The sequence below is a fragment of the Albirhodobacter sp. R86504 genome (genome assembly GCF_042466415.1).
In the GTDB taxonomy this organism is placed as follows: domain Bacteria; phylum Pseudomonadota; class Alphaproteobacteria; order Rhodobacterales; family Rhodobacteraceae; genus Albirhodobacter.
Genome location: NZ_JAXHCH010000002.1, coordinates 1,119,863 through 1,141,141 on the forward strand (window position 1 = coordinate 1,119,863; position 21,279 = coordinate 1,141,141).

The 21,279-nt window shown below is 59.7% G+C and carries 18 protein-coding genes; 5 read left to right on the forward strand and 13 right to left on the reverse strand.

What is annotated here, in order from left to right; translation table 11 throughout:
• Positions 1-102 precede the first annotated feature (102 nt).
• The 5 genes from SJY32_RS07465 to SJY32_RS07485 form a co-directional block, all read right to left on the reverse strand.
• Entirely contained in the window at positions 103-3,432 is a 3,330-nt protein-coding gene (locus SJY32_RS07465; RefSeq protein ID WP_376873439.1) for an error-prone DNA polymerase, read from the reverse strand.
• The gene (locus SJY32_RS07470; RefSeq protein ID WP_376873441.1) at positions 3,429-4,895 is read right to left on the reverse strand and encodes a Y-family DNA polymerase; all 1,467 of its coding nucleotides are present in this window, start codon (positions 4,893-4,895) and stop codon (positions 3,429-3,431) included. Before SJY32_RS07470 ends, SJY32_RS07465 begins: the two co-directional genes overlap by 4 nt.
• Complete coding sequence (locus tag SJY32_RS07475; RefSeq protein ID WP_376873443.1) at positions 4,810-5,433, reverse strand: ImuA family protein; 624 nt, start codon at positions 5,431-5,433, stop codon at positions 4,810-4,812. Before SJY32_RS07475 ends, SJY32_RS07470 begins: the two co-directional genes overlap by 86 nt.
• A gap of 255 nt (positions 5,434-5,688) precedes the next feature.
• Positions 5,689-6,567 (reverse strand): SMP-30/gluconolactonase/LRE family protein, encoded by an 879-nt coding sequence (locus SJY32_RS07480; RefSeq protein WP_376873445.1) that lies wholly within the window; start codon positions 6,565-6,567, stop codon positions 5,689-5,691.
• 13 nt (positions 6,568-6,580) lie between these two features.
• Entirely contained in the window at positions 6,581-8,227 is a 1,647-nt protein-coding gene (locus SJY32_RS07485) for an SMP-30/gluconolactonase/LRE family protein (RefSeq protein WP_376873447.1), read from the reverse strand.
• A 144-nt stretch (positions 8,228-8,371) separates the two neighbouring features.
• Between SJY32_RS07485 and SJY32_RS07490 the strand changes: the two genes are divergently transcribed.
• From SJY32_RS07490 to SJY32_RS07510, 5 genes are all read left to right on the forward strand, one after another.
• Complete coding sequence (locus tag SJY32_RS07490) at positions 8,372-9,556, forward strand: mandelate racemase/muconate lactonizing enzyme family protein (RefSeq protein WP_376873449.1); 1,185 nt, start codon at positions 8,372-8,374, stop codon at positions 9,554-9,556.
• Between the two features lie 107 nt (positions 9,557-9,663).
• Complete coding sequence (locus tag SJY32_RS07495) at positions 9,664-10,506, forward strand: SDR family NAD(P)-dependent oxidoreductase (RefSeq protein ID WP_376873450.1); 843 nt, start codon at positions 9,664-9,666, stop codon at positions 10,504-10,506.
• Between the two features lie 33 nt (positions 10,507-10,539).
• On the forward strand, positions 10,540-11,535 hold the full coding sequence (locus SJY32_RS07500) for a Bug family tripartite tricarboxylate transporter substrate binding protein (protein WP_376873452.1): 996 nt from the start codon (positions 10,540-10,542) through the stop codon (positions 11,533-11,535).
• Between the two features lie 66 nt (positions 11,536-11,601).
• Positions 11,602-12,144 (forward strand): tripartite tricarboxylate transporter TctB family protein, encoded by a 543-nt coding sequence (locus SJY32_RS07505; RefSeq protein WP_376873454.1) that lies wholly within the window; start codon positions 11,602-11,604, stop codon positions 12,142-12,144.
• Between the two features lie 10 nt (positions 12,145-12,154).
• On the forward strand, positions 12,155-13,663 hold the full coding sequence (locus SJY32_RS07510; protein ID WP_376873456.1) for a tripartite tricarboxylate transporter permease: 1,509 nt from the start codon (positions 12,155-12,157) through the stop codon (positions 13,661-13,663).
• A gap of 73 nt (positions 13,664-13,736) precedes the next feature.
• Here the strand turns inward: SJY32_RS07510 and SJY32_RS07515 are convergent, their stop codons facing one another.
• From SJY32_RS07515 to SJY32_RS07550, 8 genes are read right to left on the reverse strand one after another with little or no spacing between them, the layout of a single operon-like run.
• Entirely contained in the window at positions 13,737-14,087 is a 351-nt protein-coding gene (locus tag SJY32_RS07515) for a cupin domain-containing protein (RefSeq protein ID WP_376873458.1), read from the reverse strand.
• A complete protein-coding gene (locus SJY32_RS07520; protein ID WP_376873460.1) occupies positions 14,080-14,745 on the reverse strand; it encodes a cysteine hydrolase family protein in 666 nt (221 codons plus the stop codon). Before SJY32_RS07520 ends, SJY32_RS07515 begins: the two co-directional genes overlap by 8 nt.
• Before the next feature lie 2 nt (positions 14,746-14,747).
• The gene (locus tag SJY32_RS07525; RefSeq protein WP_376873462.1) at positions 14,748-16,277 is read right to left on the reverse strand and encodes an ABC transporter ATP-binding protein; all 1,530 of its coding nucleotides are present in this window, start codon (positions 16,275-16,277) and stop codon (positions 14,748-14,750) included.
• Positions 16,274-16,954 (reverse strand): cysteine hydrolase family protein, encoded by a 681-nt coding sequence (locus SJY32_RS07530; protein WP_376873464.1) that lies wholly within the window; start codon positions 16,952-16,954, stop codon positions 16,274-16,276. The genes SJY32_RS07525 and SJY32_RS07530 overlap by 4 nt, the downstream gene beginning before the upstream one ends.
• Positions 16,951-17,961, reverse strand: coding sequence for a formamidase (locus tag SJY32_RS07535; protein ID WP_376873466.1), 1,011 nt, complete (start codon positions 17,959-17,961; stop codon positions 16,951-16,953). Before SJY32_RS07535 ends, SJY32_RS07530 begins: the two co-directional genes overlap by 4 nt.
• 25 nt (positions 17,962-17,986) lie before the next feature.
• Entirely contained in the window at positions 17,987-18,913 is a 927-nt protein-coding gene (locus SJY32_RS07540) for an ABC transporter permease (protein ID WP_376873468.1), read from the reverse strand.
• A complete protein-coding gene (locus SJY32_RS07545; protein ID WP_376873470.1) occupies positions 18,913-20,016 on the reverse strand; it encodes an ABC transporter permease in 1,104 nt (367 codons plus the stop codon). Before SJY32_RS07545 ends, SJY32_RS07540 begins: the two co-directional genes overlap by 1 nt.
• A gap of 1 nt (position 20,017) precedes the next feature.
• Positions 20,018-21,139: a BMP family ABC transporter substrate-binding protein gene (locus SJY32_RS07550; RefSeq protein WP_376873472.1), complete on the reverse strand. Its 1,122-nt coding sequence runs from the start codon at positions 21,137-21,139 to the stop codon at positions 20,018-20,020.
• Positions 21,140-21,279 lie beyond the last annotated feature (140 nt).

Below are 21,279 nucleotides of genomic sequence, written 5' to 3' on the forward strand. Positions count from 1 at the left end.
CGCCCAACCCAGCAGATCATAAACCCTTGGAGCGCGACGGCGCCCCGCGCGCGCGGCATGACAACCGGCACGGTGCCGAGCATTCCGGACCGAGCGCCCGTATCAATGGAAATCACGGCTTGGGAAAAGGCGTTTAGCTTGCTCGCGCGGGTGGTGAGCACGGGGCGGATAGCGCGGCGGACGGGGGGGACGCGGGGCATCATCGGCGGCGGGTTGGGTGATGCCGATCACCTCCTCCATCGGATGGCCGAGATCTGCGATGCGATAGGAAAGGTCTTCCACCTGCTCCGCGATGAGATGCACGACCGTCCCTTCGCGTTGCAACCGCCCCGTCACCCGCAGCAACCGGCCCCCCATCACGATCCGCCGAAACTGCTCGTAAACCTTTGGCCAAACGACGATATTTGACACGCCCGTTTCATCCTCCAACGTCAGGAACACCACGCCCGACGCCGTGCCGGGGCGTTGGCGGGTGATCACCAATCCGCACACGGTCGTCCGGCGCAACGGCGCGGTGACAAGTTGGTCATGCGGCGTCAGGCCCGAAAGCATCGGCCGCAACAGCTCCATCGGATGCGCGCGCAACGATAAGCGCAGGGCGACATAATCCTCCACCACCTCCTCGCCCAAATGCATATTGGGCAACGTCACCTCGGGCTCACACAGCCCCTCACCATCCAGCGGATCCGCAAAGAGCGGCAAAGGTTTGGGCGCACGGATCGCCCGCACCGCCCAAAGCGCATCGCGCCGCGTCAGGTTCATACCGGTGAACGCATCCGCCTCGGCCAGCCGCTCCAACGTGGCGGGCGCAACGCCGGCGCGCAGCCATAAGCTTTCGGGATCGGGGTAGCCATTGCCGCGCGCGCCGACGATCCAGCCGGCATCTTCCTCACGGAAACCTTTGATCTGCCGGAACCCGAGCCGCAGCGCCAAAGTGCCATCCGCGCGCCGCTCCAGCGTGTTGTCCCAACCGCTGTGATTGACGCAAATCGGGCGAAGTTCCACGCCATGTTCGCGCGCATCACGCACAATTTGCGCGGGGGCGTAAAAGCCCATCGGCTGGGAATTGAGGAGCGCGCAGGCGAAAATCGCGGGGTAATGACATTTGAGCCAAGACGACACATAGGTCAGCATCGCAAAGGCGGCCGCGTGACTTTCAGGGAAGCCGTAATCCGCAAACCCTTCAATCTGCGAGAAGCATTGTTCTGCGATTTCAATGGAATACCCGTTATTCTTCATCCCGTTCACGAACCGGTCGCGGTGCGCGCCGATTGTGCCCATCCGACGGAACGACGCGATCGAGCGGCGAAGCTGGTCGGCCTCCTCGGGCGAATAGCCCGCGCCGACCACCGCAATTTGCATCGCTTGTTCTTGGAACAAAGGCACGCCGAGGGTCTTGCGCGTGACCTCCATCAGTGCGGGGCCAAAAGGCTCCGGCGCCTCGATCCCCTGACGCCTGCGGATATAGGGTTTGACCATGCCGCCTTGGATAGGACCGGGGCGCACAATCGCCACCTCAATCACCAAATCGTAGAACGTCTTGGGCCTCATACGCGGCAAAAAGTTCATCTGCGCGCGGCTTTCCACCTGAAACACCCCCACCGCATCGGCACGGGTGAGCATATCATAGGTGGGTTTGTCCTCTTGCGGCACGGTGTCCAGCGTTAATCGACGGCGCTCATGTTTATCTAGCAAATCAAAAGACTTACGAAGACAAGTTAACATGCCAAGGCTAAGGATATCGACCTTCAGAATTCCCAGTGCGTCAATGTCATCCTTATCCCATTCAATGACCGTCCGCGCCTCCATCGCCGCATTTTCAATCGGGCAAAGCGCATCCAGCCGCCCTTGAGTGATAATAAATCCGCCGACGTGCTGTGACAAATGCCTAGGAAAACCAATTACTTCCGAGATTAACTTAATCGTCTGCGCGAGGCGCCTATCCTCAGGGTTCAATCCCAACTCCCGGATCCGGTCAGGGTCCGCGCCGAGGTTCGACATCCCCCAAATCTGACCCGACAAGCTCGCCGTGACATCTTGCGACAAGCCCATCACCTTGCCGACCTCACGGATCGCGGCACGGGTACGAAAATGGATCACGGTGGCGCACAGCCCTGCGCGGTCACGGCCGTATTTCTCATAAATCCACTGGATAATCTCCTCGCGGCGTTCATGTTCAAAATCGACATCGATATCGGGCGGCTCGTCACGGTGCCGCGAGATGAACCGCTCCACCACCATGCCGATCATATCCGGTGAAACATCCGTGATTCCAAGAAGATAACAGATAATCGAATTGGCCGCTGATCCGCGCCCCTGACACAATATCCCGCGCGATTTTGCCTCCGCCACGATATCGTAGACGGTGAGGAAATAGGCGGCATAACGCAGATCGCGCACAAGGATGAGTTCCTTTTCCAGCAGGCCCTGCACCCGCGCATCCGCCCCTTGCGGATACCGGCGCGCCACCCCCTCGCGCGCCAACCGTTCCAGCCGCGCCTGCGCCGGCTCGCCCTCGCTGCCCTCATGCGGGTATTCATATTTCAACTCGGAAAGATCAAAACTGCACCGGTTCGCAATCTCCACTGTGCGGCGCAATGCTGCGGGATGATGGCGGAACAACCGCGCCATATCGGGCGCGCCTTTCAAACGCCGCTCTGAATTGGCCAAGGCGCGCGTGCCGATCCGATCAATCGTGATCCCCTCGCGCAGGCAGGTCAGCACATCCGCCAATTGTTTGCGTGATCCGCTATGCATCAACACATCGCCAATTGCGACCATCGGCGCGCTGGCCCGCAGCGCAAGCGCCGCGCAGGCGTTAAACCACGCCTGATCCGAACCGTCATAGCGCGGCGCGGCCCCCGTAAACACCGCGCCGGGATAATGCCGCGCCAAAGTCTGGATCGCGACGCGTGCATGGGACAGATCTTCAGGCGGCACCGCAATCAGGATCATCCCCCGACAGCCCCGCACAAGATCCGCCAAATCCAGATGACATTCCGCCTTTTGCGCGCGACGCTTGCCAAGGGTCAAAAGCTGCGAAAGCCGTTCATAGGCGGCGCGGTCGGTCGGCAAAGCGATCCACTCCACCGGACTATCGCGCAACACAAGGCGCGTGCCAACGATCAGTTTGGGGAGCACAAATGCATCCTCCCCCGTCTTGGCAACGGGCAAATCGCGCGGCGTGCCGATCTCTTGGCGCGAACAGCTATCTACCTGCTGGCTTGATCGCACCCGTAGCACCTCGCGCACCTCTTTGCGCAGCGTTTTGAGCGCAGAATACGCCCGTACCACCCCCGCGAGGCTGTTGCGGTCGGTGATCGCAATAGCCTCCAACCCCACCTCAACAGCGCGCAGCATCAGTTCTTCGGGATGCGAGGCGCCTTTGAGAAAAGTGAAATTCGAGGTGACGCAAAGTTCGGCATAGCTCATGCGAATTCTCCATGGACAAACCAGCCCGGATTTTGCGGCGTGTAGAACAGCCACAGACGGCGGCCCTCGCGGGTGTCGATCTTCCAATAATCGCGCAAGCCGCTGCGCCAGGTGTCATCTTGCAACCACCATTCCGGCGCGATCCGTTCCGGCCCCGTGGCGCGGCCTGTGGTCATCAGCATCCGCCGCCAGCGAAACCTTTGGGGCGGTTGCGGCCCCTGCGCGGTGATCGGCTCGGGCCCGAATAGGCGGATCGGGCGCGGACGATGGCTTATCAGGTGACCCGGCCAATCTTGCGCCGGGTCGCTGAATGCGGCGCAGGCGATGGTGAAGCTGCGCTCGGGGATATGGCTATCGGCGGGCAAAAACCGTTGCACGTTTTCCAACTCGATCCGCGTCCCGATCCGCGTGATCAAATCGTTCAACCGGTCGGGTTGATGCGTCTGCGTACCGATTTGGCAGGCGAGCATCGGCTCCACGATCACCGCCTCCAACCGCATCACATCAATGCCAAAACCGGCATCTACCTCGGCCACGCCGCGATCAAACAGCGGCAGGATACGGGCGGGATCGCGCATCGCGCTGGCCAATCGCAGCTCGACCTGCTGGCTGCCGCGATCCACGCGGCGCAGCGTCAGCACAAGTTTACGCGCGCCCGCATCTTGATCGTGTAGTTTTGCACAAAGTGCCGCCAAAAGCCGCGCAATCGCCGCCATAACATCGGACAAAATCCCGATTGGCTCTGGAAACGTCAGACGCACGGCATAATGCGGGGGCTCGGGATCGGGGTTGATGGGCTCGGGCATTCGGCCCATCGCCTGATCGAGGCGGTGCAGAAGCCCTGCCCCAAACCTTCGTGCCAACGGGGCCCGCGCGGTGACCGCCAAATCGCCAATACTGCGCAAGCCAAGGCGCTGCAACGCGGTGATTGTTGTCGGCTCCAACCGCAATGCGGCGACGGGCAAGCCATTGATCTCGCCAGTTGTCTGCCCGTAATGCGCCAGTGCCCAAGCCGCGCCGCGGGTCTCCGCCAGCCCCAATCGCACCCCCATCCGCGCCCGCTCCGCCCGTGCGCGCATATCCTCCAAAAGCCCTGCTTCGCCGCCAAACAGATGCGCCGATCCAGAAATGTCGAGCACCAAGCCATCCTCGCCATCCACCCCGACCCAAGGGCAATAGCGCGTCGCCCACCGCCGCAGGGCCGTCAAAAATCGCGCATCCAGATCAGGGCGCGCGGGTTGACTGATCAAGCTGGGGCAAAACGCGCGGGCATCCGCGAAACTCATCCCCCGGTGCAAACCAAGCGCCTCCGCTTGATGGTTCAGGCAATAAATCCGATCGGTGTTGTGTTGGCTCAGCGTCAGCGCGAAAGGGCCGTCAACCGGACGCACCTTCAAAGCCCGGTCGGAGGCCAACCGCGGGAACCACATGCACACGATGCGCTTTTTGTGACCAACGAACATCCCAAGACCCAATTGTTCCTGATTTGTTCTTAGTAATTTCCCAACGCATCAGAGTCGAGTCCTCCCTTTGCGGATCGAATAACGGGGCCGCATGCCAGCGTGTCTCGGCGGCGTTCGATCCCATCCCCTCGGGTATCACACAAAGCCCCACCGCCCCGCCAGATTTCGCCGCCAGTTGCAGCCGCCGCCCCTCGCGCAGGTTCAATGGGCGGGTGATTTCCAACACAACGCAAGACAGCGCCCCATCGCGCAGCGCCTCCTCCGCAACCGCCAAACTATCGATCTGTTGATCCGTTCGCGCCAAAAGCACCCGCCCCGGATCAAGAAACGGCGCAAACCCCAACGGGTTCAGCGCCTCCGATAACCACCCTTCGCGAATCCATAAACTCACCCCCGCACAGGACGCCGCCGCAATCGCACAAAACCCCGTGGCCGCAGGGCCATAGACTTCGTGGACACGCCCCACGCGCAACGGAAAAAGGCTCGATATATCTGGTCGCATGCGGATGAGATTACCGCAGATCGGTACGATTTCCAACTCCCGACGCGCGCCTTGAGGCCGATATCACTCTTTGCGCCTCCCGCCAAAACTCGGAATCCCCGGACCTCAGCAAAGGCAAAACCAAACGCCAACCTGCTTTTTACCGTTATGCGCTTTGTGAAGCCGAAGATGCCCGTTTTAGCGCGACGAGCCCATTGAGGACCGTTAGATCAGCACTGCCGTCGCGCACGCAAAGACAGACCACGCAGGGATTTTGAGTACGCCCGCAAGACACCTTTGCGAAGTAATACCTTACACACCAGCCACACGGAATACAGGGCCGAGGCCGCAGGTACCCGCAGCGCCGATCAGATTGCCCGCCAAAGGCTGGTCTTTAAGCCCCTCACTGGTCAAGAAACGACGCTGGCTGGTGACAAACAGAGTGTCGCCAGTCTCGCCACCCCAAATGGGCATGGTCGGGCGACGGACCGGCACGGGGACACGCTGCAAAATTTCGCGCCGCTTGGGGTCAATCCGGATGATCTCCCCCGGGCCGACAACCGCAAGCCAGAGCATACCCTCGCCATCCATGCTCATCCCATCAGGATGATCGCCCTCCGCCAGCGTGAGGACCGTCGTGCGACTGGCGACACGACCGTCCGGATCAAGCGTCAGGTGCTCCAATTTCCGGCTTGGCGTATCGGTAAACCAGATCGCATCCGCGTCGGGATCCCCCACGATTGCATTTGGAATGGCGATATCGCTCAAAACCTTTTCGACCCCCCCATCCGCATCGCGCCGGAACAGACCGCCAGTCGGAATGCCGCGGCCCGACATATCCATCGAGCCAAACCACAACCGCCCCTGCCGATCGGGCTTGCCGTCATTCAACCGACGTGTGGGCGCATCGGATTCAGTATCGCTGAGATGCTCCCACGCCATCAACTCGGGATCAAGCGCAACCAACCCGTTTTCCAACCCCAAAACCAGCCGCCCGCTTTGCGCGAGAGCAATCAACCCGCACTGGGCAGGCAGCGCGATTGCACTGTCATCGCCATCGGGACTATGGCGCAACAAGCGTTGGCCTTGAATATCAAGCCACCACAGACAGCCCCGCGTTGCGTCCCAAAGGGGCGTCTCTCCGGTTAAGGCCATCGCGCTTTGACGGGGGGTGAAAGTATAATCGGTCATATCTGCTCCCATGTCAGGCACCCAAATTCACGCGCACCGGCGCGAGGCCGGACACACCGGGCCGAAGTTCGATCAAACGTCCGGAAAGCGGTGCGATATCGTTATAACCTGGCGGCAAACGCAGGTAGGTTGATGTGACATACAAGCTACGCAAATCGGGGCCGCCAAAGGTCAACGCCGTCGGCATCGGCACCGGCAACGGGTGATGCGCCAACTGGTGGCCCTGCGCATCCACTCTGATGACGGACCAACCGCCGCGCATCGCGACCCAAAGGCAATCCTCCGCGTCAATGGCGAGGCCCGCCGGTTGTCCAACCTCATCCGATCCGTAAAGAAGCTCATGGCGTTCGGTGGGGAGGCCGTCCTCCCCCAGATCAAAGGCGATAAGAACAGCCCGCCCCTGAACCGGATCCTGTTCGGTCAGATAGGCCCGACGCCCGTCCCGACTAAACACCGTATTTTTGGGTAGATAAATTTCAGGTACGATGATCTCTGCCCGCAAATCGGGATGGATTCTGTAAAGCGTGCCACTTTTTTCGAGGTTATCCAGTGGCATCGTGCCGGTCCACATCCGCTGCGCGGCATCCACACCTACCGTGTTGAACCGGTTCTCAGGGCGGTGCGATTCCGGATCAATCAAAGGAGATTGCACACCCGTGACCGGATTGAAGAGTGACAGGCCGTTCTCACCCGTGAGCAACAACTCCTCCCCAGACGTCAACGCAAGCCCCCCCGTCAAACCCGCAAGCAAGCTACGCCCGCTCTCGCCGCTTGCCACATCCAACCAGCGCAGAGCAGGCGCCAAAACATCGAGCCACCAAAGCCGACCTGTCGCTGCGCACCAACTTGGGCTCTCCCCGACATAATCGCGGCCAGTGCTCAGCACTTTTCCCTCAAACGGTGCATCCGGACGCGCCGCGATTACCTGCTGGTTCAGGCGTTGCGCCACCCCCACATGATGCGAGGCGCGGCGCGCAGCCTCACGGATGGTTTGCCCCGCATCATGCAACGCATCACGGTGGGTTCCCGCCGCATCGAACTGGCAGCACAACGCCCCGACCACTGTTCCCTCATCGTCCAGAACAGCCGCCGCGACGGCCAGCGTATCCCCAGCACTCGCGACATAGCCAAGAGCACGCGCCTGACTGATCACGCGTTGCAAGCTAGGCGACCAGTCAGTCTTCTGCCCCGCCGGCTGGCTCGCCAACATCGCCTGCCCCGGCGCGCTGTCCGATAGGGAAAGCCTCGGCCAGACGCGAACCGTGCGCCCCGCGGGATCAGATGCGTCCAGCACAAAGACCGAATCGTCGTCGCTCACATACAGGCAGCAAGGTACGCGCAAAAGCTGCGACATCCGCGCCATTTCGGCTTGGCACGCGCGAACGGTTGCATCGCGGTCCAAGGCACTGCGGGCTAAGGACATGACCGTTGCGCCAATCGCATAGCGGCGTGTCTGGCGATCATACCGGATCAATCGGCGGGATCGCAGCGCCGCCAAAAGCCGGTGCAGCGATCCTTTGGAGAGATCGAGATGGTCCTGAATTTGTCGAAAATTCAACGGTGGAGAACGCCCAAGCAAAAGCAAAAGATCTATCCCGCGCGTGAGCGACTGCGCGCCTTGCACATCTTCGCTGCCATCGAGAGGGGGCTCTATCTCCATACAAACACGACCTTTCTCGTCCTTTGCCACAGCCAACGCGCCGCGCCACATCCCAAACGTATCGCATATCGGGGCCTATTTGCACAATACATCACATATTGACACATATAAAAAATCGTTTCACATTGTGGTACGGAGGAAAAAATGACCCATGCCAAACTGATCACCGATGTCACCCTATGGCAGGCACATGTGTCTGCAAAAACGACATGGCTGTTCTTGCGATTGCGCGACGGCGCGGGTCGCGAAGGCTGGGGCGAAGCCACCAGCTTTGGCAATGAAGTCGAAATCGTAGCCCTCGCTTCCTCTCTTGCGGATCGCGTGCGGCAAACGCCCATTCACGGCGCGCCCCCCCTGATCGACGCCCTCCATCAAGTAGAAATTGCCCCCGGCCGTCGCGCTCTGCTCAGCGCGATCGAACAGGCGGGGCTCGATCTTGCCGCACGGCGCGCGGATCTGCCGCTCGCAGATATGCTTGGCGGCGCACGCCACGCCTCGGTTGCCTTTTACGCCAATATCAATCGCGGTATCTCGGACCGCAGCCCCGAGGGATTTGCCAAACGGGCGCGCGATATTGTTGATGCGACGGGCGCTTGTGCCGTTAAAATCGCGCCGTTCGACGGGTATCGTTGGGACCGCCTTGATTGGTTGGATCAGCGCGCGGTCATGGAATTGGGGTTTGCGCGCGTGGCGGCCGTGCGGGCTGAACTCAACGCTGATGCGGATGTGTTCGTCGATTGCCATGAACGCTTTGATCTGAAGGGCGCGCGAACTGTTGCGGCAGAACTCTGCCGGCTCGGGGTTGTGTGGATCGAAGATCCGGCCGCGATGGCCTTGATCGCACCTGAGGATCAGCGCCGCTTGCGCGCGGCATGCCACTCAGGGGGCGCGAGGCTTGCGGGCGGAGAAGCGTTGGTGACCTCTGCGCAGATGGCGGAGTTCATCGCGCAGGGCGGACATGATGTGGTCCTACCTGATCTGCGGCTCACGGGGCTGCAAGAAGGGATCGCGATGCTGCGTCTCGCGGCCGCCTCCGGGCTTGCCACAAGCTTGCACAACCCCGTGGGGCCAGTTCTCGATGCGATTTCGGTCGAGGTCGCTGCCAGCCTGCCCGCTTTCCTTATTTTGGAACGCCAGATCGGTGAAACCGAAGTGACCGCCCAAATCCGCCCAAATCCGCCGATGGTGCAAAACGGACGCGTGGCCACGTCGGGCAGTGCGGGCTTTGGTTTCGCGCCGGACATGGGATTTTTAACCCCCGCAATCGGGGGGATCGAGGAACGGCTTGCCAGTTTCACCGGCACCGCCGGCGCAGGGCCTGATGCATGACACACGCCCCGCCTCCATCGCGCGCGCCCCAATCGCCGCCGAAAACACCTCCAAACGCCACAACCGCCCACTCCGGCGCCCCCCAGCAAACCGCAGATAGGACCGCCATGACATCCGATCACTCCTTTGTTGGAAAAACAGCCCTCGTCACAGGGGCAAGCCGCGGGATTGCTGCGGCGATTGCACGTGGATTGGCAATGGCGGGTGCGAAAGTCGCGATCAGCTACTCGGCGAAAGCGGACGCGGCCGCGGGTCATGCGGGTGCCGCCGATCGCCTCGTGGATGACATTGTTGCGGCGGGCGGCCACGCCGTGGCACTTGAAAGCGACATCGCAGAGCCAAACGCCGCGACGCGGCTGATTGAGGCGTGTCGCGGCCTGATCGGGACGCCTGACACAGTGGTATTATCCGCCAGCGCGCAAATCAACAAACCGTTCTGGCGCCAAACACCCTCCGATATTGCCGTGCAACTACAGGTAAATATTTCGTCCAATATCGCCCTTCTGCAAGCAATCTTGCCCGCGATGCAGGCGGATGGGTATGGAAGGATATTGACGATAGGCTCGGTGCAGGAAATTGCCCCGAGTTCGGAGATGCCAATCTATGCGATGACAAAAGCCGCGCTGCGCAATCTGGTCGAAAACCTTGCAGTGCAATGCGCGAGTGACAACGTCATAATTAACAATATCGCGCCGGGCTTGATACAGACAGATCGCAATGCGTTCCGCCGTGAGGATCGCGCGAGCTGGGAAGAATTTGCCCGCAGCGCCAACCCGGCCAGACGCGCGGGAATTCCAGAAGACATTGTAAAGCCAGCTTTATTCCTGCTGGCCCCCGACAATACGTTTACCAGCGGCACAACAATTTATGTGGCTGGCGCGGCGCAGATTGCGCAACCCGGCGTCTACGCCGGTTCAGACTTGGGAGCCGCATTGCGCAGCGCCTCCTGAGCTTCACCAGAAAATATAATCCAGGGAGGATCTATGTTTACCAACTTCATCAAAACCGCCGCTGTGGCGGCCCTGCTAAGCCCACTCGGCGGCGCGGCTTTCGCAGATGACTACCCATCGCGCAACATCGAAATGATGTTCCCTTGGGGGCCGGGCTCCGCCTTCGCGATGGCCCAGATCATCACCAATGCAATGGGCGAGGAATTGGACACCAACATCTCGGTTGTCTCCACACCGGGCGCGGCGGGGGTCAAATCCTTCAACACAGCGCTGGAAAAACCGGCTGACGGTTACACGCTGATTGATGGCTGGGTCGCTCCGTTGGTTTTGCAACCGCTCGATGGCAATACCGAATTCACCTACAAAGATTTCACGCCGCTCTGGTCCGCAACGCGCGTCCCCTTCGCAATTGTGGTGCGCAAAGACGATGAGCGCTTCCCCGATTACGCAGCCTTTATCCAATATCTGAAAGATAACCCGGGCAAAGCGCGCTATTCCAGCGGCTCGATCGGAAATATTCCGCATATGGTGATCGCCAAGCTGTTGCAGACCGAAGACGTCTACGCGCGCAATATCCCCTACCCCCAAGACGGCGATGCGTTCAAAGATCTTCGCGGGGGTCTACTCGATTTCAGCTTCAACGATCCGATCACGTTCCAAAGTAACAAGGACGCGTTCAAAACACTCGTTGCCTTCACCAATGAGGCAGATGTCGCGGCGGCATATGACGCCGAGACCAAATCTCTCGATGATCTGGGCCTCGACATCGGCCTCACCGGCCTGGCGCCCTCGGGTTGGAATTGGTTCCTCGTGCACAAAGACACGCCAGCGGAGATTGTGGAAACCTTGAATACCGCGATGAAAGCGGCACTAGACCGGCCTGAGGTTCAAGACAAACTGAAAGCCGCAGGCTTCCTGCCGACGATGTATCCACCTGAGAAATATGAAGAAATTGTCGGGCCGATTGGTGATCAAATCGCCGCGGCAAAGGATGCCATCACTTGGGAAGCCGAGCAGTTGAAAAAGTAGTCTGCATAACGAGACGCAAGGCCGCCCCAGTGCATCTGGTGCGGCCATGATGATAGGGGGCGCAGGATGACTACCCATAAGAAACCCGAAACCGGCCATATATCCCAAACCCCTATCGTCGCACGCGTTGCGCTTGGGGAATGGCTTGTGCTTGCGGCATTCGCGGGCATTGCGATGTTCGTGTATCAGCAGATCTTGGGGCCGCTCACCGATCAGGGCTACGCCAGCGGCGATGCGGTCAATGACGCCGCCCTCTTTCCACGTTTGATCGCGAACCTCATCCTGTTTCTCTGTGCGCTGCAATTTGTGCAACTGCTGCGCCGCCGAGTGTTGGTGACGGTAGAATTCATGCAAGAGCCACTTCGGGACAACGTTTGGCGCTGTTTCGCAGGGTCGGGAATGCTCGTCGCATATCTTCTCGCGCTTCCATATCTCGGGTTTTACCCGGCCACCTCGATCTTCCTGTTGGGGTTATTTGTCCTCCTGAAAGCACGCCCTGTTTGGTTCGCCGCCCTTGTTGCGATCATTCTGACACTGGCTGTGGGCTATGTCTTCGAAGACTTGTTGCGCATCGTTCTGCCGCGCGGCCTGTTCGACCTATCCTTGTAAGGAGCCCCACATGTTCGACATTCTGTTGGCCGGACTTGATAGTTTTCAATCTTGGCAAGTCATCGGCGGGGTCATTTTCGGGACCATCATAGGCATGATCGTCGGTGTTCTGCCGGGCCTCGGCCCGTTGATTGGGATCATTCTGATGCTGCCCGTGACATTCCATATGGAGCCGGTGGCTGGCATGGGCATGCTGATGGCGATTTTCGTCGCCGGATCGTGTGGCGGCGCGATCTCCGCGATCGTGCTGCGCATCCCCGGCACACCCTTGGCCGCCGCGACCCTGCTGGACGGCTATCCGATGGCGCGAAATGGGCGCGCAGCGGATGCAATTGGGCTGGCGATTTCCGCCTCCGCGATCAGCGGTGTTCTCGGCGGGATTGTGATGATCCTCGGCGCACCGATGCTCGCCAGCGTAGCAACCAATTTCGGGCCGCCGGAATACTTCGCGCTCGCGCTCACCGGACTTCTGTCGATTTCGGTGGTATCGGAAGAAAGCACCGTTAAAGGATTGATGACGGGGGCTTTGGGTATTTTGATCGCGATGGTCGGCAGCGACCCGCTGTCCAACGCCGCCCGTTTCACCTTAGGATCAAATGCATTGTCGGGCGGGATCAACCTTGTCGCGATCATCGTCGGCTTATTTGCGATTTCGGAAGCCGCGTTCCAGATACTGGAGGGAGGCTTCCGTAAAAAGCCGGACGTGCAGCCCGTCAGGATCTCGTTCCGCTCGCTCAAACTCGTGATGCGCCACTGGCCCAATATGCTGCGGTCGAGCGCCATCGGAGTGTTCTTTGGCGTTTTACCAGGCGCAAGCGGCATCATCGCATCCTTCACCGCTTATGCAGTGGCGCGGAGCCGACCTGTCGAGGGGGACGCGCCTTTTGGCAAGGGCGCCGAGGGCGGCGTCGTCGCAACCGAATCCGCCAATAACGCCGCCTGTGGGGGGGCCATGATCCCTACCCTTGCGCTTGCCATCCCAGGTGATGCGGCAACGGCGGTGTTGCTGGGGGCGCTCTTACTGCTTGGCTTGGTGCCTGGGCCACAGATGTTCGCGCTCAGCGGGGATGCGGTGGGCGGCATCTTCCTCGCGTTTCTGGCATCAAACGTCATCTTGCTCTTCGTCGGCATCCTGATGACGCCTCTGTTTGTCGCGGTGCTGAAATTGCGTAAACAATATCTGGTGCCTACGGTTCTGCTCTTGTCTATTATCGGTGTCTACTCGGTGCAAGCGAGCGTGGATGATCTTTGGGCGATGCTGGCGTTCGGCGTGCTCGGGTTCGCGTTGCGGCGCTATGGGTACCCGCTCGCGCCAATTGTCATCGGCCTAATTTTAGGGCCAATCGCGGAGGGCAACTTCCGCAGGACACTGCTATTCTCCGATGACGGCGCATGGTTTATCCTTGAACGCCCGATTGCAACGACCATTCTGGCAATTGATTTGCTCGTGCTGATCATGGCCTGCACCCCCACCTCTTTCTGGCGCCGTATCGCCGGATTTGCACAAGTCAGGCGGTAGAGTGCGCCCGGACAACACGGCATATCACCATGCGAAGAAAGGCTCTTTGATCAGGCGATGAGGGAGCTAGCAGCTAACCCAAGAATTCCACGGGTCGTTCCCACTGGATCAATACGGTGCAGCCGTCCTCTGACCAGACTTCATGCTCGCTGCCAGCAGGGTTGAACACAACCGATCCAGCCTTGTAGCGGCCGTGATCATCGCTCTGGCTTCCCGATAAGACGATGATTGTCTCAAGCCCGAGGTGACGATGACGCGGAACGGAGGCGCCTGCCGCATAGCGCAGCAGCGCGACATCCGGCCCACCGCGCCACAAATGGCAGATTTCAACCCCCTCCCGGAAAGGCTCGTATGTCATGTTCGCCCAGCCGTCAGGCAGAAGGTTGGTGAAAACCCTCGGAAGACTTATGTTCGCATCAGACATCCAACGCCTCCAAAATCGCATCCGTGGTTGCCGCCCAGCCGACGATGCCGCCTTGTGCGACAATCATCTCAATCGCGGCCGCCTTGAACGCAGGAAAGTAACTCTCCGTTGCATCCGTCGCGAGGAGGCACTCAAACCCGCGATCATTCGCCTCTCGCATCGTCGTCTGCACGCAGACCTCGGTCGTCACGCCCGCGAAAACGAGCTGGGTGATCCCTTTTGACGCAAGCGCCTCACCAAACGATGTCCCGTAAAACGCGCCTTTCCCCGGCTTGTCGATCGTCAACTCGCCTGCAATTGGCGCAAGTTGCGGGACGATTTCCGCGCCGCGTTCCCCTTTGATGAGCACCCGCCCCATCGCCCCCTCGTCCCCGATCCGTAACGACGGATTGCCACGAGATCGCTTCGCAGGCGGGCAATCCGACAAATCGGGGAGATGACATTCGCGGGTATGGAACACCGGAAGGCCCCGCGCCCGAAACCCGTTGAGCAGCCGCGCAACCGTTGGCACAATCGCTTGCACCCGCGAGACATCATTGCCGAGACTTGCGCCGAACCCGCCCGGCTCAATGAAATCCCGCTGCATATCGATCACGACCAATGCCACGTGATCCGGGATCAGCAGAAAATCGAATGGTGCCGCCTTTATCGATCCCATGCTCAATGACCCGCCATATGTTTGCCGATTTCGGCCACATCGGCCGCAGCACCCGTCGTCTCATAGGTGATCTTGCCTTCGGACATCACCAAGATGCGGTCCGAAAGCTCCATGATCTCGTCAAGATCCTCGCTGATCAAAAGTACGCCCGTCCCTTTGTTGCGCGCCTCCATGAGCCTGTCGCGGATGGCCGAAACCGCCCCGAAATCCAGACCGAAGCACGGGTTTGACACGACCAACGCATTTACCTCTCCCGTGAGTTCTCGCCCCAAAACCGCGCGCTGGACATTACCGCCCGACAAAGACGCGATGCGCGCCTCAGGCGAAGTTGTTTTGACCTGAAACTCTGCGATCAAATCGACGGCGTTGCGTGCCATCGCGCGGCGATTGCGCCAAAACACCGGTTTCCCATCCTTGCCCGCATCGAACATTTTGAACGCCAGATTTTCAGCGACACTCATTTTAGGCGCGCAAGCATTGCGCAGCGGCTCTTCGGGAAGATACCTGATTTTGTGGGCGCGCGCCTCGGCACGTGTGGCCTTGTAAGGAACGCCATGCGCCAAAATAGTGCCGTCTTGATAGCGGCGCTGGCCCGTCAGAATTTCCATCAACTCCATCTGCCCGTTTCCCGAAATTCCGGCGATGCCCAAAATCTCGCCGGAATTAAGCGTCATGTCGTCGATCTCAATCGTTTTCAGACCGCTGCGATCCTGCGCTTTAATCCTTTGCAGGCTCAAAACAGGGTTGCTGGGCGTATCGACACGTTTACGGCTGCTGATTACCGGCGCCGCCCCCATCATCTTGCTGCTCATCTCCTCAATCGACATCGTGGCCACCGATCCGCCCGCGACATATTTTCCGCGCCGCAAGATCGTTACGTCGTCGGCAAAGGCCGTCACCTCACGGAATTTATGCGAGATCATCAACACCGTGAGCGCGCCCGCAGTCGTCATCGCGCGCACATGCCCAAGAACCTCATCCGCCTCGGCGGGTGTGAGAACCGATGTCGGCTCGTCCAAGATCAGGAACCGGTTCCCGAGATAGAGCTGTTTTACGATCTCCAGCTTTTGCTTCTCACCCGCCGCCAGTTGCCGGACCGGCACGGTCAGGGGGACTTGAAACGGCATTGTCTCCATGAAGGCCGCTAGCGCGCGGTGCTCATGCGCCCAATCAATCATATGAGGCGTATCAGCGCGACTGATAACGAGGTTTTCAGCCCCCGTCAGGGCCGGCACCAAGGTAAAATGCTGATACACCATCCCCATGCCCAGCGCCTGCGCGGCTTTGGGATCAGTCATATGCACCTGCGATCCGGCGACGAGCATCTCGCCACTCGTCGCGCGGTTGAAGCCCATCAAACATTTCACCAGCGTCGACTTGCCCGCGCCATTCTCCCCCAAAAGGGCGTGAAATGTGCCCGCCGGAATTTTCAAAGAGACGTTGTCAAGCGCGGTGAAATCGCCAAAGCGCATCGTCATTCCGATGGCTTCGACGCTGATCGCCCCGCCCTTCGTGACTTTGAGCGCGCTCATTTGGGCAGCCCCGCGATCAGATCGTCGCTTGTCGTGACCGCACCAAAGACGCCGCCTTGCATCGTCACCATCTTGATCGCCGCTGCGTGGTTCGCCGGATCGGTAGCGCCGCAACAATCCTCCACCACCAGACATTCAAACCCGCGATCATTCGCCTCACGTTGGGTGGTGGACACGCAGACATCGGTGGTGATGCCCGTCAGGATCAAGTTTTCGATCCCCTTGGTGCGCAAGATCAATTCCAGATCCGTTGCGTAGAAACTCCCCTTCCCCGGCTTGTCGATAATGCACTCGCCCGGCAAAGGATAAAGCTCGGGGATAATATCCCACCCCGCCTCCCCGCGGATCAAGATCCTGCCGCAGGGGCCCGCATCGCCGATCCCCGCGCCCATTTGTTGACTGCGCCACCGTTTGTTGGGCGGCAAATCCGCCAGATCAGGGCGATGCCCCTCGCGCGTGTGGATGATGTGATACCCTTTCGCGCGCATATCCGTGAGCAGAGCTTTGATTGGCGCGATCGGGGCTTGCGTCAGGGAAAGATCGTATCCCATGTGATCGACATAGCCCCCGACCCCGCAAAAATCTGTCTGCATATCAATGATAATCAACGCCGTGTTTTCAGGGCGCAGGTCACCGTTGTAGGGCCACGCGTAAGGGTGGCTCTGGATTTTCGTCACTGGTCCATCTCCCGCTCGCCGAATTTGCGGTTTGGTCGTGGGAAGCCGCAGCTTGTACCATCGGTCACCTTGACCTCGTCCTCCCATGGCAGGCGGTATTCCCCCTTTGCCAGATCGGTCATGTATGTATAGGGGCAATCCTGTGCGCCGCCTTTCACCGCAACATAGCCGCGATGCCCGAACTGATACGGGTTGTTCTCGACGCCCCAGCCGATCCGCGCTTCGCGAACGATATCGGGACGCACTTCGGCGGTGATGATTTCATCGACACGCCCCGTTTTCCCATGCGCGATCACCGTGCCTTCATGGTCGATGATCATCGCCTCGCCCATGCTGTCGAACGTGCCATCCGATCCGCACATGCACACATTGGCCGTGATCATCAGGTTGCAAAAACTGTTGGTCTGGTTCGTGAAACGCCATGCCTCGCGCATCGGCGCGGTATATCCGGCCGTCCGGATCATGATCTCCGCGCCCTTATAGGCGGCCTCGCGGGCCATCTCGGGGAACATACCGTCGTGACAGATAATCAACCCGATCTTAGCACCATTCGGGCCGACACAGACCGGAATGCCGCCATCGCCCGGTTCCCACGGCTCCACCGGCACCCACGGGTGCATCTTGCGGTAGTAAAGCTGAACTTCGCCTTGCGGGTCGATAATCAGCCCCGTGTTGTAAGGATAGCCGCCCGGGTTCAGCTCCATAATCGAGAAGCATCCCCAGATAGCGTTATCGATACAGGCTTGCTTGAGCTGGGCAACCTCCGGCCCGTCCATGCTGCACATGATCTCGGGGTTCGTATCCATCGATAACCCGTGCAGCATATATTCGGGGAAGACGACCAAATCCATCGTCGCCATATTGCGGCGCGCTTTAGCAACCAGTTCCACAACGCGCGCAGTTTGGGCAGTCAGCTGTGCCTTGGTCTCAACGACCGGCAGTTGCAGTTGCACCATCCCGATGACAACGCCCTGATCGGACTTATTCAAACCACCTAAACCATTCATCTTGCGTCTCCTTATTTACCAACGACTATTTGGTCAGTGTCAGTGCAAGCGGTGCGCCTTGCACGGCGCGATCCAGCGAACTCGTGACGATCAAAAGCCCGAGCGTGAGCGCGTAAGGCGCTGCGAAAAACAGGTAATATCCCTCGGACACCCCGACGGATTGCAACGCAGGGCCAAGCGCACCCGCGCCGCCAAAGAGCAAGGCAGCCCAGAAACAATTGATCGGGTTCCAGCGTGCAAAGATCACCAGCGCAATCGCCATCAGGCCCTGCCCCGACGAAATGCCTTCCGTCCAGCTGCCCGGATAATAAAGCGAAAGATACGCGCCCCCTACGCCGGCCAGCGCGCCGCCCGCTCCTGTCGCCAAAAGTCGCACGCGGTCAGGATTGATCCCCATCGCCCGCGCCGCATCCGTGCTATCCCCGACAACGCGCAGCGTCAGGCCGATCTTCGTTGAACGCAGCATCCACGCCATTGCGACAGCGAGCAGCCCGCCCACGATGAACAAGATATTCACCTGTAGCGCCGCGCGGAGCTGCGGAATATCCGACCAAAATCCGAAGTTGATCGCGGGCAGGTCAGGCGCTTGGGGCTGGATGTAGGGTTTGCCAAAGAAAAACGCGAGCCCCATGCCCAGCATCATCATCGCGATGCCCACCGCGATATCGTTGACGCCTTTGAACTTACAAATCCAACCATGCAGCAAGCCAAAGCAAGCGCCGATGAGCGCCGCCGCCAACACCCCCGCAAAAGCGCTGCCTGTTTCATAGGCGACGGCATAGCCGCTCATCGCGCCAAAGACCAACGTGCCTTCCAGACCCAGATTGAAACGACCCGATCGCTCGGTCAGCACCTCGCCCAGAGAGACGAAGATGAACGGTGTCGACACACGGATCGCCCCGCCCAAAATGGCGATCGGCACACCCCAAAGTCCAACATCAACGGGTTCCATTATCGTTTCTCCCCAAAGGCGGCTGTGAAAATGCGCATGCGGCCGTAGAGTGTCTCGCTCAACAAGATGATGAGAAACACGATCCCCTCAAAGACGAGAATGGTCGCATCCGGTAACTCCATGCGCCGCTGCACCAATCCGCTGGAGGCCTCAAAACCGCCGAACAACACCGCGACGGGCAAAATCGCGATCGGATTGTGACGCGCGAGGAACGCAATCAGGATGCCGGTATATCCATAACCGGCAATGAGGGATGCATTCGCAGAGCCGTGCACCGCCGCAACCTCATAATAGCCCGCCAAGCCCGCGAACGCCCCGCCGAGCGCGGTGAAACCAATCACCAGACGGCTGACCGGCAATCCCTGTACCTGCGCCGCGCGCACGTTATCCCCCGCGATGCGCGCCGCAAAGCCAAGGGTTGTCCGCTCAATCAGCACCCAAGCAAACACGCACGCGAGCACCCCTGCCAAAATACCCCAATGCGACGGGAGGATTGGCATCGTCCCAACACGCAACGTGTCGATTAACGGAATGGTCGAGGGCTTGTTCATCGACGCCGGATCACGGAACGGGCCCTCGACGAAATGATTAAGCAGAGCAATACCGATATAGGCCATCAGGAGCGATGCAATCGTCTCGTTCACGCCACGTTTGATCCGCAGCGCGCCCACCACACCGATCCAGATCCCGCCGATGATCATCGCGCTCACAGCCATCGCCGACATGCCCAACCAGACCGGCAGACCGACAACCGCCGTCCCCGTCATCGCAGCCGCAAGCCCCCCCAACACAATCGCCCCCTCGCCCCCGATCACAACCAAGCCCAGCCGCGCGGGAAGCGCGACGCAAAGCGCGGCCAAAACCAAAGGTGCCACACGCGAAAGCGTGTTTTGCCAAGAGAACGCCGATGAGAACCCAGCTTTCCAAACAAGTTGGTAGAATTCGACGGGCGATTTGCCGAGCAAAAGCAGAAATAGGCTGAAAGCCGCGAACCCGGCCAACAAAGCGCCAATCGGGATCACGACGGCCTCTGCCCGCAGCATCAGACCCCGAAGGGTCTGAGCTACGGATGCGCTCGGCTTCATGGCGAGATCGACAGCCATGTTAGCTCGTCGACCCAAGGACGCCCTCGACGAGGTAATCCATGCTCTCGATCGCGACATCGGTTTCAACGAAGGACTTACCTGCCGCTGCAACCACATTGCCCTTGTTATCTTTAAGCGGTCCTTTGATCGCGGCGAACCCGCCTGCGATGATCTCGGCTTTGACGGCCTCGAACTGGGCACGTGCGGCATCGCTTACTGCGGGGCCAAGCGGGCTCATTTTGATGAAACCATCCGCCAAACCACCCCGCACGAAGTTCGGGATCGGCTCGCCTGCAATGGTTTTGGCCACCATATCGGTGTAAACATTTGCCCAATTCCATTCGGCACCGGTCAGATATTTGTCGCCCGCGATCGGCGTTTGATCGGCGTGATATCCGCAAACATACATCCCGCGCGCAACGGCGGTCTCGCAGACGACCTTGGGGCCATCAACGTGGCAGGTCACAACATCACAGCCCTGATCCGCAAGAGCGTTCGTCGCCTCCGCCTCTTTAACCGCCAACGACCATTCGCCCGTGAAAATCACCTGACAGACGATTGTCGGGTCAACAGAGCGCGCGCCCAGCAAGAACGAGTTGATGTTGTTTAAGACTTGCGGGATCGGTTTCGCCGCGACAAAGCCGATCTTCTTGGTCTTGGTCGCATGACCGGCTGCAACGCCGTTCAAATATTGGCCCATGCCGATATAGCCGAAATATGATCCCGCGTTCGAGGGGTTGCCCTCGGACCACAAACCACCGCAATGCTCGAACCGGACATCAGGATGCTTGGGCGCGACCTCAAGAACATGCGGGTTATAATAGCCAAACGAGGTCGGGAAGATCAGCTTCGCGCCGTCGAAATTGATCATCGACTCCATGGAATTCTGCACGTCCTGACTTTCGGGCACGTTTTCCTCTTCCAAAACGGTGACACCCGCCATCGCTTTCACCGCCGCAGCGCCTTCCGCATGGGCTTGGTTGTAGCCAAAGTCATCTTTCGGGCCGACATAGATAAATCCAACCGTCAGCGGATCAGCCGCCATTGCGGGGCGTGCAAAACCACCGAGCGTGGCTGCGCCAAAGGCGGCGGCGGATGTGCCAAGGAATCGCCGACGATTGAGGGAGGTCATATTGGTCATTCGTTGCTCCAACGGCTGATGCGCTGCTCTGACAGGTGAGCATGCGGTTTCGATGAATCAGAGGCTACGAAGTTTGAGCGGTGATTACGTCTGCTTAATTTTCGACAAAGCGGTGCAAAAAATGCAGCGGTCGGATCGGG

What these genes read in the sequence shown, in the direction of transcription:
- SJY32_RS07465 (WP_376873439.1), bottom strand. Translation starts at nt 3,432, where the DNA reads ATGAGCTATGCCGAACTTTGCGTCACCTCGAATTTCACTTTTCTCAAA.
- SJY32_RS07470 (WP_376873441.1), bottom strand. Translation starts at nt 4,895, where the DNA reads ATGTTCGTTGGTCACAAAAAGCGCATCGTGTGCATGTGGTTCCCGCGG.
- SJY32_RS07480 (WP_376873445.1), bottom strand. Translation starts at nt 6,567, where the DNA reads ATGACCGATTATACTTTCACCCCCCGTCAAAGCGCGATGGCCTTAACC.
- SJY32_RS07485 (WP_376873447.1), bottom strand. Translation starts at nt 8,227, where the DNA reads ATGGAGATAGAGCCCCCTCTCGATGGCAGCGAAGATGTGCAAGGCGCG.
- SJY32_RS07490 (WP_376873449.1), top strand. Translation starts at nt 8,372, where the DNA reads ATGACCCATGCCAAACTGATCACCGATGTCACCCTATGGCAGGCACAT.
- SJY32_RS07495 (WP_376873450.1), top strand. Translation starts at nt 9,664, where the DNA reads ATGACATCCGATCACTCCTTTGTTGGAAAAACAGCCCTCGTCACAGGG.
- SJY32_RS07500 (WP_376873452.1), top strand. Translation starts at nt 10,540, where the DNA reads ATGTTTACCAACTTCATCAAAACCGCCGCTGTGGCGGCCCTGCTAAGC.
- SJY32_RS07505 (WP_376873454.1), top strand. Translation starts at nt 11,602, where the DNA reads ATGACTACCCATAAGAAACCCGAAACCGGCCATATATCCCAAACCCCT.
- SJY32_RS07510 (WP_376873456.1), top strand. Translation starts at nt 12,155, where the DNA reads ATGTTCGACATTCTGTTGGCCGGACTTGATAGTTTTCAATCTTGGCAA.
- SJY32_RS07515 (WP_376873458.1), bottom strand. Translation starts at nt 14,087, where the DNA reads ATGTCTGATGCGAACATAAGTCTTCCGAGGGTTTTCACCAACCTTCTG.
- SJY32_RS07520 (WP_376873460.1), bottom strand. Translation starts at nt 14,745, where the DNA reads ATGGGATCGATAAAGGCGGCACCATTCGATTTTCTGCTGATCCCGGAT.
- SJY32_RS07525 (WP_376873462.1), bottom strand. Translation starts at nt 16,277, where the DNA reads ATGAGCGCGCTCAAAGTCACGAAGGGCGGGGCGATCAGCGTCGAAGCC.
- SJY32_RS07535 (WP_376873466.1), bottom strand. Translation starts at nt 17,961, where the DNA reads ATGAATGGTTTAGGTGGTTTGAATAAGTCCGATCAGGGCGTTGTCATC.
- SJY32_RS07540 (WP_376873468.1), bottom strand. Translation starts at nt 18,913, where the DNA reads ATGGAACCCGTTGATGTTGGACTTTGGGGTGTGCCGATCGCCATTTTG.
- SJY32_RS07545 (WP_376873470.1), bottom strand. Translation starts at nt 20,016, where the DNA reads ATGGCTGTCGATCTCGCCATGAAGCCGAGCGCATCCGTAGCTCAGACC.
- SJY32_RS07550 (WP_376873472.1), bottom strand. Translation starts at nt 21,139, where the DNA reads ATGACCAATATGACCTCCCTCAATCGTCGGCGATTCCTTGGCACATCC.